Consider the following 15,779-nt stretch of genomic DNA (forward strand, 5'->3'; position numbering starts at 1 on the left):
GAAGAGTATCGTTTGTGAAATACGCATCCATCGGTCCTATCTCCACCTACCTTCCACAAAGGATTGAGACCAACCAACAGCTGCAAGACGAGTTCCCCGGTTGGGACATGGAGCTCATTTACACAAAAACCGGCATTGCCTCGCGGCACATCGCCGAGCCGGACCAGTGCGCTTCCGACTTGGGTGTGAAAGCAGCCGAGCAACTCTTTGCCGAACACAACATCGATCCGCAGTCAATCGACTTCCTCCTCTTCTGCACGCAAACGCCTGACTACCCATTGCCGACAACCGCTTGCTTAATGCAAGAGCGGCTCGGGCTGCGCATCTCGTGCGGAGCGTTGGACTTCAATCTTGGCTGTTCCGGATTCATTTATGGGTTGTCACTTGCCGAAGGGCTCATTCGTGCTGGAATTGCCCGCCGAGTCTTATTTATCACGGCCGAAACCTACTCGAAGTACATCGATGCCGACGACCGAAGTTTGCGGACGATCTTTGGCGATGGTGCCGCGGCGACGCTGATCGAAGCTTCCAGCGAACCGACGCTCGATGGTTTTCAGTTCGGGACCGATGGCAGTGGTGCAGACACGCTAATGGTGACCGATGGTGGCGCTCGCCCCCCGGAAGACGCTCACACGCCGCGACATCGCAAACGCTGGGACAGTCGTTTGTACATGGATGGTCCCGCTCTGATTAACTTCACCGTTGGTGCCATTCCGCAGCTGGTGCAGAACATCTTCTCGGCGGCCGGCATTCCGAATTCCGACGTCGATCTCTATCTATTTCACCAGGCGACCCGTAAAATGCTGGAGCAGTTGCAGGAAGCCCTGGAAGTCGATAGCGACCGGATGCCGATCGCGCTGGAAAACGTCGGCAATACGGTTTCCGCTACCATTCCCTTGCTGATTCACGATCTGCGTCAGCAGAAGCGATTGAAGAAAGGGGCCAAGCATCTCCTCGTCGGTTTCGGCGTCGGATGGTCTTGGGGTGGCTGCATCTGGCACGATCAGTACGGCAGCGAGGACTAACGTTTCGACTCGAAACTGAGGAGTTTGCCAGCGTGCAATCTTTGGCCGGCCAGTTTTTGATTGCGTCTCCCTATCTCCCCGATCCCAACTTTCTCCGCACCGTCGTTCTTATGGTCCAGCACGACGAAGAGGGAGCCCTCGGTCTGGTGCTGACTCGGCCGATTCAATTGACCGTTGAAGAGGTCTGGAAGAACGTATCTGGCGAAGCAATCGACGCCCCCGAAGCAGTCCTGCAAGGCGGCCCCGTCGAAGGCCCGTTGATGGCGATTCATCAAGAGGAAGACCTTGGCGAGCTCGAGGTCATCCCCGGCGTCTACTTCTCGAGCCAGCGAGAAAACATCGAGCCGCTTATTCGTGGTGCCCGAAACACGTTCCGGCTTTTTCTCGGCTACTCTGGCTGGGGTGCCCAGCAGTTGGAAGACGAGATGGACGTCGGCGGGTGGCTCACGCTTCCGGCGAAGAAGGAGCAAGTCTTCGAGACCGACAACGACGTTCTTTGGAAAAGCGTTACCGGGGAAGTTGGCTCGAATATCATGCGCGATTCGCTGAACATCAAACGTATGCCGCAAGATCCGAATGTGAACTAACTTACGACGACCAACTCGGTGCCGTAAGTCTTCTTTTCACCACGTTGCCAACGAGCTCGTCCACCACCCGAGGCAGACTTGCTTCCATTATCGCCAAAGTCTGTCCATGCGGCTTCGATTATTTGCGACGAAATGCTTTCGGCGTGTATTGCCCTTAAATGAGGCGAAATGCAACCCTGATTCGGTACACAGCTCGCGCACAGAGGACCGAGATCTTGCGAACTCTTTGTGTACACTTGGTCAATACTTCATTACAATTTATGGAGTTGACCGTCAGAAGTCTCAGCGCCGAAAACAAGGGCGGTTTTCGGCGCCGAATTTTCGCCGAGCCGAGTTACGCCAGTTCCATTTTGAACGGCGAAAGATTTTCGATACCGTTCTCGGTGACCAGGTAATCGTTCTCTAGTCGCATGCCGAACTTGAGACGCTGGTCATATAGACCTGGCTCGCAGGTAAAGACATCCCCCACTTCAAACGTATCGTCCCACGACGAGTTCAAGTGCGGAGCTTCGTGCGGGTATAAGCCGATGCCATGCCCCAGGTGATGTGGGAATTCGCCGATAGGGGCCTGCTTCAAAATGTCCTGCACTTCCAGGAATAGCTCTTTGCAGCTCTTACCTGGTTTGACGACCGATTCCAAGTGCGTGAACACTTTCATCACGTGCGTCCAAGCCTCTTGCTGCTCGTCGGTTGGCTTGCCGTTGACGGCGATCGCGCGGCTGTTGTCGGCAAAGTAACCGCGGAAAGCTGGCCCCAAGTCAAGGATGTAAAGCTCGCCATCTTCCACACGGCGATCACGAGCCGGACCACCCATTTCACCGCTGGCGTAGTCGTTGCCGGTACCGGTCAGGGCTTCGCCATACTGCATTACCGCGACCGCTTGCAGTTGGTTGAAGACTTCCAGTTCGTTAATGCCGGGGCAAATGATCTCGCGGGCCTTTTCGTACATCTTTTCGGTCCCGCTGATCGCCATGCGAATCTTGGCGAGCTCGTCGGCATCTTTCTTACGACGCTGACGGTAGATCTCTGGCTCGACGTCAACAAGTTCGGCAGAGAACTCGCTGGAGACGTGAACGGGATAGCTCGAGTATTCGACACCAAGGCGTTTGATGCTGCCTGCTTCGCGTAGGATGTTCAGCACGGCTTGGCTGGAGGCAGCACGCTGATCGTTTCGTAGCGTTGAAAGCCACTGTGCTTCGTAGGTTCGCACTTCGTCCGCAGCCGCCGTTTCTGGCACTTCGTTAGGGGCGACTAATGCGAGACGGCCATCGGCAAACAGAACGGCCGCAGGAGAGAACTTGAAATCGTAACGAGGGCCGGCGAGCCACTGCACATGTTCGTTTTGCGTGACGACAATCGCGTCGAGCGATTTGTCTTGTAAAGCAGCTAACAAACGCTTCTGGCGACTACGGCAGGCGTCGACCTCGATACCCAGCATGATGAATTCTCCGCAACGATGATGTCGGTAGGATGGTGATGGATTGCGGAGGTCAACCTAACAGCCTACCGGCGGGCTGAAAAGTACGGCCAAAGCGCAATTCGCCCCATCTTCAAGTGGCACAACATCTTCCAATGCGCGCAAAAGAAGAGCCGCCCCCGGGAAGGCGCGGCTCTTCCTTGCGATCTTGAAGGTTTTACGCTTCCGTCAAGCGATTAACCGTCCAGATCCGAGTCAAAGTCCCAGTCGGCGAACAGGTCGTCGACGTTGGTCGAATCGTCTTCGGTGGCGAAGTAATCAGCCTCTTGAACCGAGTCGGCCAGGAGCAGTTCCGATCCATCGACCGCCAACGTAGCGACAGCCGAGTCGATGTCGTCCATCTGCTGTTGAACTTCGGCGGACGAGGAAGTCGTTACACGAACACCGTTGCGGATCAGCTCGTTGTATACGGCCGGAGCCAAAGGAGCTTCCAAACCGTGGCGACCGCTGACCGTTTCGACGTCGACAACATTGTCGAAGACGAACGAAACAGGATTGGTGCTCTCGGTAACCACAGGCGTCTGAGCCACGCTAGGCAGCTCTTCGACGATCGTCTGCGAAGTGGTCGCTGCGTGGAGAGCAGCCGTTCCGCCGGTGACGAGCGTGTGATCCGCGGAGGCGGAAGCGTAAGCCGTTTCCAGAATCTGAACGTCGAGAGCCGAGATCAACTTACGTTGGCCTGGATCGAGCGTGGCGTTCATGACGTCGCCAGCATGTTCGGCCGAATCCAGGTGGTGAGCGTAGTCGTCCAGCATCGCGACAAAGTCTGCACCGACGAAGATCTTGTTGCCTTCGTGATCGGTCACGACGTTATCCGAGAAGCCAACGTAGTGCGACATGAAGCCGTACAAGTGGCCCAGTTCGTGAAGGATGACCGTGTAAAGGTCGTACTGACCTTCGGCAGGACCACCATCCAGATCGGAACTCCAGCCCAGGCCGGCACCGTCGTCGTCAAGCGTCAAGATACCGAACTGAGGCAAACCGTTTTCGTCCAGTTGCAGCAGTTCTGCTTCACCCAATTGAGCGTCGCCGAAGTCTTTGACAACCAGTTTGACGTCAATCGGTTCTTCCCAACCCAAAGCGTCCTGCCAGTCGCTGACCGCTTTGTCGAACACTTGCTGAAGCGTATCAGGTCCGTCCAGTTCGATATTGGAACCGAGCCAGGTACGCGTGAACTGTTCTGGATAGATCAGCGAAGAACCATCGGCTTTGTTCTTGCCGTAGTTCTGGACGAAGAAGCCGAAGTCGGAAAGTCCAACTTTACCGTTGTTGTCGAAGTCGAGAGCCGCGACCAAGCCGTCGTTGTTTTCAAGCGACGAACGGCCGTAGGCAGTCACAAACTGACCGTAGTCAGCCAGGCTGATCTTGCCGTCGTCGTTAACATCGTAGGCTACACCCCAGATGTCGACGTCTGCGGTCGAGGTGATGTCGGCATCGACTGTACCAATCGAGGTAAGCATCACTTTGGCGTTGTCCACCGTCAGTCCCAGCGATTCCGCCTCGAAGTCTTCGTCGATATTGATATTGATACCGGCGTCCGAAGGCAGAGCTTCCAGCTTCACGCGGCCAAGCAGGACGAACGAACCGTTGCCCAGATCGGTCTGCGAAGTTTGGCTGCCGAGTCCGGTGATCGTTCCCGTGGCGTCATCGATGATGCCGGTACGGTTGGTCGACATGGAACTGGCGTACTCGATCTGCGTCGCGGTGTAGAGAGAGGTGTTGTAGCCGAGGTCGACCGTACCACCGTAAACGCCTGCCGCATCGGCCGTGTTACCCCAAACTTCGATCCACAACGAATCCCATTCGGAAGCCCACTCGGCACTATCAGGAAGAATACTGACTTCGCCGTTGGCGTTCGTTTGGCTACGTTCTTTGTTAACCGTCACGAAGACGCCGGAGCCATCTTCCAGAGGCTGACCATCCTTGACGAAGGCCGTACCTTGCAGCGGTACACCGCCGCCGGCGTCCAATGTAACCACCGAATTGTAGAAGATCTCGGCGTCAATCGAATTGCCGTCCACGGAGAACGCACGATCCAGGAGTCGAGCCAGGTTCAACGTCAACGTGTGGGCCGTTCCAGAAGCATTGGAAACCAGTGTCGAGGACTCAACTCCCGTCGAAGCCAGGACGTCTCCTTCCAAGGTATTACGTTCCGAACCGAGGTCGAACGTTGACTTGTTCAGGGTCATGATATCGGCGAAACCGGAAGCGATCCCAAGACCAACCGAGCTGGAATCGAACGTTGCTCCACCACCAGCGGAAGAATCCCCGGTCAGGCTGATCGAAGGCGAGCCTGCAATTCGGATGGTTGTTTCGCGAACCGCCGTCTGAACGGTTGTGACGTTACCATCTCCGTTGGGAACATCGGTGAGAAGACCGAAGTTTGCTGGGGTGCCATCACTGCTACCCGTTAGCGGATCGCCACCGGAAGTGGTGGGTTCGCCAGGTCGGAAATTCTTACCACTGATGTCGGTTAGCGTCAGTTCGCCACCAATGATTTCAAGCGAAGTCGGATCACTTGGATTGTCGAATACGACATACACTTCGCCGGTTAGTCCGGTAAGGTTACCGTTTCCTTGCCCAACTCCGAATTGGCCGGTTACCTCGGCACCACCAATCTTGCTACCGTTTGGTCCGACGGCCACGATCGCATTGCTTTCGCCCACGGAAACCGTAAACGTTACCGCGTCAACAATCTCGACGTTCGGGTAAATAACGTCGGTTTGTTCCGCGATGACATTCGCCGAGAAAGCGTCGTCGCGGCGAACATCCGGAGTCGTCCCAGCGAAGTTTGGATTGGATGGATCGTCACCAACTTCGGAACCATTCAGGTTGATCTGCGTGTTAGCAAGATCAGCCAAGTCAATGGAAACGAGATCTTCCAGCGTGAGGCCATCGAGATCGATACCGTCATTCACGGTAAAGTTGATGTACATCAGGCGAACATATTCGCCTTTGTAACCACGCGACGTGACGCCAGCTGGCAGCGTTTCGTCCTGGCCGAACGAGGCTTGCGTTTCGTAAACCTCTCCATTCTCGACAATCGGCGTACCCAGGATCTGCAGCGGCGTGAAGACCTGAGAAACGCTCGTCGAGACGAGGCTCGTGTCGTAGTCGAACGAGAGCAGGACGTTCTGGAAACCTTCTGCCCAAGCGTAGCCTGGAGTGACGTCGTCTTGACCGATCAGCGTGGTACCCCAGACTTCGACGGTGAACGTCTGATTGTCCGCGATACGGGTAATGCCAGTTGGCAACTGACCTTCGGAAATCCCGGAGAACTGCAGATCAGGGTTCGTTGGCGAAGCGACAGGAATGAGTCGGAAGTCGACCGCTTTCTGGTTCGTGGCTTCCACGTCGACCATCAATGGTGCATTGGCCGAGAACATATCGGAGGTCGAAGTTTCGACCGCGTCGAACTGAACCTGGAACGGCGAACGATCTTGAGTCGTAGCGTAATGCACGAACGTGATCGTCAAACCGCCAGTGGTCGGATCGTTGTCGTAGCTGATCGACTGAACGTAGTCGAGAGCTTCAATCGCGGCGATGTTGGCGATCGAAAGCGTCAGTTCGTCCCCTTCAGGGTCGGTAAACTGACCATGGAAATCGTATTCCGCGTTCGAGTAGAACTTGGTGTAGAAAGCATCGTTTTCGGTACCAATTTCGGTCGCATCCAGATCGCTTTCGTCCACGATCGGCAGATCGACACTACCAGTCAAAACGGGAGCTTCGTTGATGTCGCCCACGGTGACGGTGAACGTCTGGGTATCGAACAGCTTGTTCGTCCCGGCCGTTGGGCCGCCGTTGTCGGTGACTTTGATTTCGAGGCTGTACGATGGGGTGGACTCGAAGTCGATCGACGAGTTGTCGGCAATTGTGATGTTGCCGCTACCATCGATCTGGAACACGCCATCGTCGTTACCGCTGACGATTTCGTAAGTGAACGAATCCCCTGCGTCTGGATCATCAACAGTGACGGTGCCGACGGCATCGTTATTGGAGGCGTCTTCCGAGATACCGAACTCCGTCACCACGTTGCTGATTTCAGGAGCTTCGTTGATGTCGTTGATCGTTACCGTGATCGACATCGGCGTGATGTTATTGACCGCATCAACTGCGTTCACGGTGAACGTGATCGAAGTGTTCGTCTCGAAGTCGAGGGCAGCGTTGTCGTCGATCGTGATTTCGCCGGTGTTTTCGTCGATGACGAACGTACCGCTCGGGTCGTTGATCGTGTAGGTGACCGTTTCCCCTTCAGGGTCGGTCGCCGATACGGTTTGAACCACTGTGCTACCGGCTGCCGTGTTTTCGTCCAGCGTGAAGTCGTAGTTCATCGCGTCGAACGTCGCTGGCGGATTCTGGAAGACGCGAATCGTCAGCGTGAAACCGTCAGAGAAACCAAGATCATCTTCCGAATCGAGGCTACCCATCGTTGGGTCGTCGCTGTAATCGAAGACCAGCGTGAAGATGCGTTCCTGGTTAGTGAAACCAGCATCTGGAACCGCTTGAATCAGCGAGATGGTTCCATCGGTACCGAGTGCGAAGTAGTCTGCCCCGGTTCCAGCCATGGCCCGCTGAGCGAACTCGATGCCGTTACCTTCAGGATCCATCGCGTTGAGAACGCTGGAGATGTTGCCCAGGTTCGTCAGATCGTCCATGTCCTGACCGTCGACGAACTTGAAGGCAACGTCGAAGTTAGCGGTCGGGGTAGTGAAGATCGGCAATTCGTTCCGTGGGTTCACCGCAATGGTGATGTCGCCGGTCACGGTGCTGTTGGCTTCGCCTTGGCCGTCGTTGGCGGTGATCGTCAGCGTGATGCTGTCAGGATCGATTCCTTCCACGTCCAGCAAAGCGGCGTTATCGACAACGATCTTGCCGTTCTCAATCTTGAAGGCACCTGAGATATCGGTCGACGTGCCAGTGACCACTGCCGAATCAATCGTGTAGCTCAGGTTAGAAGCCGCATCGATATCGGCGAAGGCATTACTCAGGGTGTAAACTTCGTCACCACTGTTGGCACCGAGCGAGCCGGTCTTCGTTTCGACGAATTCGTCGACGTTCACACCCGCAGGAGCGATGAACGTCGGCGTGTTGTTCTCGTCAGAGACCGTGATAGTGATGGTCTGGGTCGTGATTCGGTTGTTCGTATCTTCCACGACCAGGTCGATCGTGAACTCGCCGTTCGTGCCGCCATTGGCATTCACGAAATCGAAGGTCAGATCGGTTGCGTTGGCAACGACTACCTCGTAGCGGTCGTCGCTTGCGTCCATGTTGCCCTTGTCGTCGACGAGGACCAACTGGAACAAGCCAGCCAGTGCCGCACTCGAATTCGTGGCACTAGGAGCCAGCGAGAACGTGAACGCGTCTCCTTCCGGATCGCTCGCTTCAAAGACAGCGGCCGGAGTCAGGCTGTCGTTGACCATGACGCTGCCGTCAACGTTTTCGGCAATGTCAAAGTCGGTGCCGTTCGGCAGAGTGAAGACAGGCGCTTCGTTGTCGGTCACTTTGAACGTAAGCGTATAAGGACCGGTGCTCAGGTCTGGATCGTCAGTCAGTGTGCTGTTGTCGTCGTCAACATAGAAATCGATGGTGAACGTTCGTTCGCCGTTCATATCGAGATCGCCCGGCGAAAGCACCTGCAGCAGGGTAATCGTTCCGTCTGCATTCAACTGGAAGTAGCCGTCGACGTCTGTTGGCTGGCCCGACATACCGTCCGAATAGGTCAGCAAATCGCCTTCTGGATCGACCAGGCCGATTGGCAACGAGAAGCTTCCGACGTCGCCAGCGTCATCGACGTCCAGCAGCGATACGTTGGGAAGCGTTACCGTACCGCCTGGAATTGGTGGCAGTTCGTTCAAGTTGATCACGTTGACGGTGATCTCTTTTTCGGCGGTCAGCATGCCGGTGCCGTCATCGGTAGCTCGAACGGTGAGTGTGAAGCTTTGCGTTGCTTCAAAGTCGAGCAGGCTCGCGTCGTCAACAACAATATTGTTGCCGCTGATCGTGAAGGCACCATTAGGATCGCCACCAACGATCGAGAACGTCAGGTTATCGCCATCTTCATCGTCGAAGTAGTCCGTAAGAACCGCGGCCGTAGATCCATCGGTCGTGACTTCGGTGCTGGCATCGGAGTTTTCGTCGATCTCCAGCGTCACCGTGCCTGGGACAGCGGTCGGTGCGTCGTTTTCGTCGGTCAGATTGATCGTCAGCGTGTAGTTATCGCTCAGCTGGGAACCAACTTCGCCGGCACCGTCGCCATCGAGGTTATCCGTCACGCGAATTTCCAGCGTGAACGAATTGGTTGGGTTCTCGAAGTTGAGAACCGATTCGTCGGTCACGCGGACTTCGCCCGATGCCGGATCGATGGAGAAGAAGTTTTCGCCGGTACCGCCGGTGATCTCGAAGAGGAACGGAGGATCGTCGGCGTCCACGTCGGAAGCGGTGACGGTGGCGACCAACGTTCCATTGGCACTGTTTTCTGCCAGGTCGACGGTAGCATCGCTCGTGATAACAGGGGCTTCGTTGACGTCGATCAGATTGATCGTAATCGTCTTGGTGACCGTGTTTTCAATACCAACTTCCGAAGCACTCTTCGTGTCGGTAACGGTCACGTCCAGGGTGTAGGACGTTTCGGTCTCGAAGTCGAGCATTGCACCGCTGGCAACGCTGATTTCGCCGGTGGCTGTGTCGATATCGAACAGCCCGGCTCCGGTTCCGCCGCTGATACCATATGTCAGGCTCGTATCATCGGCATCGACGTCGCTTGCACTGACCGAGTCGACAACGGTCATCGCGGCCGAATTTTCTTCGACTTCGAAGGTGTAGTTTTCTTGATCGAACGTCGGAGCTTCGTTGACGTCGTTGACGTTAATAGTCACCGTCTGCGTTGCCACCAGGCCAGCGCCGCCGAGACCATCGCCGAAGCTGTCGGTCACTTGAATTTCGACGGTGAACGAAGTCTTATCTTCGAAGTTCAGCTTCGTGACGTCCGCGACGGTAATTTGACCGGTGGCGGCGTCAATTGCAAACGCGCCTTCGTAACCGACATCGATGCCGGTGATTGCGTACGACAGCGTGTCGCCGGTGTCGTTACCATCGGCGACAACACCACCTACCGAAGTCGTGTTCGGTGCGTTTTCGTCAACGTTGAAGAATTGACCAGGCGTGATCGTTGGCGGGGTGTTGCGGAAAACGGTGAACGCGGCTTGTCCCGAAACATTGCCGGCCGCATCGGTTGCGACGAACGTGAAGTTGTTTTCGCCGAGGGCCAAGTCGATGTCGAAGTCGGCCACGCTGAAGCTGACGTTACCGGAGCCATCGGCTTTCTTCGAGGCGACGACGATCGAGTTGCTGTCGCGAATTTCAACCAGAGCGTTCGCTTCGGTGGTCGCACTGAAGGCGGCTTCGTCGGCGTCGGTCAGGTTGGCGTTGCCGGTTTGGTTATCCAGAACAATGCCGCTGACGTCGGCGGGAGCGACCGTATCGATCACGATCGACAAAGCAGCCGATGCGGTACCGGTGTTGCCGGCGTCATCGGTCGCAGTGGTGGTGATGTCGTGCGAACCTTCGGTCAAGCCGGTCGAAGGCGTGAAGACTGCAATGCCGGAAGCATTGGCGACCACGGTTCCCAATACACCATCAATGCTCGATACGAACGTTACCGACGAGCCCGCTTCAGCAGTGACCGAAAGGGTTGGCGTGGTGTCGTTGGTCAGATCGTCGGCGTCGCTTTCACCGGAATCGCTGGCCGCGTCTAGATCCAGTCCGGTCGGAGCGACAGGAGCGGCGGTGTCGAACTCGAAGTCGAGCGAGAATGGCGTGATGCTCGTGTTGCCCAGTTCGTCCATCGTCGTGATGAGCAACGTTTGAGGACCACTGTTTTCGACAGTGCTTCCCAGCAGGGCGTCCAGGTCAGACATCCCCAGCGTGAAGTTGATTTGGTTGTTGGTAACGACGAGGCTCGAAATGGATGGGTTGTTGACCAGGTCAATGCTACCGCCGCTTCCACCTTGGATCGAAACCTGGGCCGAGACAATCGTGCTGAAGTCGGTCACGACGCCGGTGATGCCGGTCAGGTCGTTGGTCAGGTTGTCGCTCGCCGATACGCCGGTGTCGACGGCAACCGACGCTTGCACGGCTGGTGCTTCGTTATCGCCGATCAGATCGACGATCAGCGGAGCACGACCCTTGTTTGCTTCGACATAACCAACTTCCCAGCCGTCGACGCGACCATTCATGTTGGCATCGAATGCAGGATTGTACTGCGACTCGTTGAAGTTGATGCCGTACACGGTTTGGAAGTACATGGCCGTGTTATGGTTGCCGGCACCGCGTGCTTGCAGTTCGGCGGCGACGGCTCGCATGTATTCGTTTTCGGAAACGGTTCCGTTGTTATCGATCGAACCGAAGTGCATGACCTCGGCGAGGAACCCACCGGCGCCTGACGTGCCACCAACTTGAATGGTGAAGTTCTGGCCAGCCGAGACTTGGAACAACACCAAGCTATCGAGCGTACCGCTCGAGTTGGCGTAGGCCTGCATCAGCGGGACATGGTTGGCTGGATTGTTGCGATCGGTGTCCTGGATAAAGACGAGTGGAATCGCAGGATCCAGATTACCGCTGGTTCCCTTGATTCGCAGCGCCACGATCCCGGTTCCCGAATTGCCAGCCACTTCCAGCTGCATGTCGCGGGTATCGCCGGGGGAAGCGATTTCCAGGTTGTCGACAAAGTCGAGCGTGTTCGCGGCCAACAAGTCGCGAATCTCAAGGCTTTCCAATCGCATCGAGCGGGAACCGCGGACGGATTTACGCGGCTTCTTGGTAGCGACGGAATTATTACGAACGAGAGTAGTGTTCTTCATGCTTTGCACCAACGGCCAATCAAAGTTCCCGGGGAATGGTCGGTTTGCAGTGTGTGAGTGGAGAGTGGGTTTTACGAAGACCAGGTAAGAGGGGATGAGCCTAGTCTTGAGACTCCGTATTCTGAACAGACAGTCCACCTGGGTTAGAGAGGAATGCTCGGATCAGGTAGTTCCATTAAAATCAGCGGTTGTATCAAATTCAATGAATTACTAGCCGATCCATTGCCCATTCTTCCCATTTTGCCTTCGCAGCGTAAAAAATTGGGGCTATAGGGTAGAGATGCCCTCTGGATGGACTTAATCGATCTATCACACTTTTTCCGTAACCTGTTTACCTAGTAATGGTTACGACTATTTCCATGCGTTCCTTCGTTGCCTGGACACTCGGACCGGCCATGATGCGAAGCTAGCGTCTATAGCGATTTTAGGAGTTCCGAGGCCCCCTCTTGCGCAAAATGAGCTTCTGGTTTTAACGTGACCACCTAGAAGGGGAGGTCATTCTGAATGGGCTCGAAATGAGCCATATCTGGACTAGTTTTTCCAACCGTCAAGGTCGCTGCCAGCACCCCAGAAGGGCTGATAACAAAATAGAGAACCTACGCTGACTTTGCGTGCGGTATAGCAGTAAAGCAAGTGATATCCGGCACTTCCGTCAAACTTTTGATGGCCGCGAAACCGAATCCAATACGGAAAACGCGTTCGTCCGGTCTAGCGTGCAAATTGCACAGATCACCATCGAGCGTTGCATACGGAACTCACACAACGTTGTACTTCGCCCGCGGAACGACCCGCCGGGGGTACTAAGTACAAGGAATGGGAAACATGCTCCGTCGAATCGCGACTGCCACCTTGGCAATCGGCGGCCTGATTTCAGGCCTCAATACGGCACCACTTTCAGCCCAGGAACTTGCTTCCCCCGAGGCATCGCAACCGGTGTGGAATGTCGAGCCGACCCACTATGCCGAAACAACTGCCAACGAAATGGCCGCCTCGGAAGCCGTTGAGATGCAGCTTTCGAACTGCGGTGTATGCGAAACCGATAGTTGCGGTTCGTACTGGGACCAATGTTGTTCGAACAATTGGTTTGCCGACGGGTGGCTCGAACAGGGATATACCGCTAATCCCGATCATCCCAACAGCAATTTCAACGGCCCACTTGGCTTCAACGACCGAGCCGACGATTACCAGTTGAATCAGCTTTACCTGACGTTTGGTAAGCATATCGACGAAGACGCTTGTCAGTTCGACATCGGCGGCCGCGTTGACGTCTTATACGGTACCGACTATTTCTGGGTGGAATCGCGCGGGCTGGAACGCGAACGCGACAATTCCCGAAAATGGAACGGCCAAGGCCCTCGACAAAACGGTGACCGAGCCCTCAATGGCCTGGCTTTGCCGCAGTTTTATGCCGAAGCATTCCTGCCGGTCGGCGCGGGACTGAAAACCAAAGTGGGTCACTTTTACTCGCTGCTGGGCTACGAAACCGTACCAGCTCCAGAGAACTTCTTCTATTCGCACAGCTACAGCTACGTTTACGGTAACCCCAAGACGCATACCGGCTTTGTCACTTCCTACAGCCCGACCGACTGCTTTGAAATCCAAGCAGGTATGACCAACGGGTGGGATAACTTCGAGACAATCGACGACAAGTATGGCTTCCTGTTTGGTGCCAGCTGGAGCAACGGTGTCACAGGGCTTTCTTATGCCATGCACAATGGTGCCGGCGAAGAAGCTGGAGAAGGCGATGTCTATGCTCACACGATTGTGTACACCCGCAAGCTGGGCTACCGCTGGAACTACGCTTTAGTCCACGACTACGGCATCGAGCAAGATGGCTTCTTGAACGACTCGTTCATGACCGAAGACGCGAAGTACTATAGCTTCACGAACTATCTGTACTACGACTGGAGCAACGAACTCTCTTTCGGTGGTCGATTTGAATGGTTCTGCGACGAAGACAACTCGCGAATCCAGCAAGTTCCTGTTGGCCTGCTGTTCTCCGGTCGTAACTACTACAACGTGACGCTGGGTGCCAACTGGAAACCATGCGAACACGTGCTCGTTCGTCCTGAAGCTCGCTATGACTGGTCGGATCTCAATCCGATCGGCACCACAGGCGTGTTCAACGACTTCACCAAGGACGACATGTACACCTTCGCGGTGGACGTGATCTTGTTCTTCTAAGAGCTGGAAAGCGAGTGCTTGCTACGTAGGGGACCGACAGCGACTGCTATCGTCGCTGTCATCGGAATCGTGCAAATCGGAATAAATCGGATCAACCGGTAGGGGCGGAAAGACCGATACGAATCATACGATTTGTAGGATCGCCCCCCTAAGGTTTGCGCGGAACCGCAACCGGTAGTAGCAACCGATGAAACATATCCGAATTCTGAAGAGCGCCTGTTGGTCCGTCGTCGTGGCAAGTCTCATGACGGCATCGACGTTTGCCCAGTCACCACCTCCGAGTGTGGCTCCTCGTGCGGGATCCGTCGTTCAGCCCACGTCCGCATTGATCCCAGCGTCTTCCATCGCGCTGGAGCATGACTATACCGCCGTCGAAAGTGGTACCGCCTGCTGCGGCGACGCTAGCTGCATGGGCTGCGAGAGTGTCTGCAGTTCCCCTTGCTGGAACTTTTGTGACCAGTGGTTTGTCGACGGATGGCTCGAACAAGGCTTCACCGGCAATCCAGATTCCGACGGTGGACTGATCGGTCCGGCAGGCACCAACGGCCCGCTGATCTTCAACGATCAAGCCAATGAATACATGCTCAACCAGTTGTACTTCACCTTCGGCCGCGAAGTCCGTCAGGATGCGTGCGAATGGGATCTGGGTGGTCGTGTCGATGTGCTTTACGGTACCGACTATTACTTCATTCAGTCGACCGGATTGGAAACGTACGACGACAACTCGCAGAAATGGAACAGCGGAAACGGTCCACGTAACGGCGGCAATGCAGGCCTCTACGGCTTGGCTCTACCGCAGTTCTACGTCGAAGCGAACGTTCCCTGGGGGAATGGCTTGAATGTCAAAGCTGGCCATTTCTACACCATCATGGGTTACGAATCGGTGATGGCCCCTGAGAACTTCTTCTACTCGCATTCCTACATGATGCAGTATGGCGAACCGTTCACGCATACCGGTATCCTCGGTAGCTATCCCACTTCGTCTTGCCTGACTTGGTACGGCGGTATCACTCGTGGTTGGAACACGTTCGATCAACCGAACGGTCAAGTCGGCTTCCTGGGTGGTTTCCGCTGGGTGAGCCCGCACGAAGCGACGAAGCTGGCGTTCACACTGCATACCGGCAGCGAAGATCCTACCGGCGAAAACAACCGCACGACTTATAGCCTGGTCTTCCAGCAACGTATCAACCAATGCTGGACTTATGTCCTGGAGCACAATCTGGGCACGGAAGAAAACGCCCGTCTGACCACGTCCAACACGCTGGGGCCTGCGACTTGGTACGGTCTGACGAACTACTTGTATTACACCGTCGATCCATGCTTGGACTTGGGTGTTCGTTTCGAGTGGTTCGACGATCGCGACAACGCTCGTGTCTTCGGCGTATCGAACGACAATGTCGCCCAAGGGGGAAGCTACTACGCATTAACGCTGGGAGCGAACTATCACCCCAACTCGTGGTTCATCCTGCGTCCGGAAGCTCGCTGGGACTACAGCGACTTGACCGCCCCAGGCATCAACGGTGCGTTCAACAACGGCACCTCGAAAGATCAGTTCACGATCGGCTTCGACCTGATCACGATCTTCTAAACAGCAAATCGCAATGCAGAAACACGCTGCCAGTTTAAGAGACCTAGCAGCGTATGCGAA

At 55.5% G+C, this 15,779-nt stretch carries 6 protein-coding genes; 4 read left to right on the plus strand and 2 right to left on the minus strand.

What is annotated here, in order from left to right; genetic code table 11:
• The first annotated feature begins 14 nt into the window (after positions 1-14).
• Positions 15-1,025, plus strand: coding sequence for a ketoacyl-ACP synthase III (locus tag LA756_RS07510; RefSeq protein WP_224439251.1), 1,011 nt, complete (start codon positions 15-17; stop codon positions 1,023-1,025).
• A 32-nt stretch (positions 1,026-1,057) separates the two neighbouring features.
• Positions 1,058-1,612, plus strand: a complete 555-nt coding sequence (locus tag LA756_RS07515) for a YqgE/AlgH family protein (protein WP_224439252.1) — start codon at positions 1,058-1,060, stop codon at positions 1,610-1,612.
• Positions 1,613-1,946: 334 nt separating this feature from the next.
• Here the strand turns inward: LA756_RS07515 and LA756_RS07520 are convergent, their stop codons facing one another.
• Entirely contained in the window at positions 1,947-3,050 is a 1,104-nt protein-coding gene (locus LA756_RS07520) for a Xaa-Pro peptidase family protein (protein ID WP_224439253.1), read from the minus strand.
• A 215-nt stretch (positions 3,051-3,265) separates the two neighbouring features.
• On the minus strand, positions 3,266-11,947 hold the full coding sequence (locus LA756_RS07525) for a cadherin domain-containing protein (RefSeq protein ID WP_224439254.1): 8,682 nt from the start codon (positions 11,945-11,947) through the stop codon (positions 3,266-3,268).
• Between the two features lie 822 nt (positions 11,948-12,769).
• Here LA756_RS07525 and LA756_RS07530 point away from each other — a divergent pair.
• Entirely contained in the window at positions 12,770-14,131 is a 1,362-nt protein-coding gene (locus LA756_RS07530) for an outer membrane beta-barrel protein (protein WP_224439255.1), read from the plus strand.
• 244 nt (positions 14,132-14,375) lie between these two features.
• A complete protein-coding gene (locus tag LA756_RS07535; RefSeq protein ID WP_224439256.1) occupies positions 14,376-15,719 on the plus strand; it encodes a porin in 1,344 nt (447 codons plus the stop codon).
• Positions 15,720-15,779 lie beyond the last annotated feature (60 nt).

It is taken from the genome of Bremerella sp. TYQ1, from assembly GCF_020150455.1.
In the GTDB taxonomy this organism is placed as follows: Bacteria; Planctomycetota; Planctomycetia; order Pirellulales; family Pirellulaceae; genus Bremerella; species Bremerella volcania_A.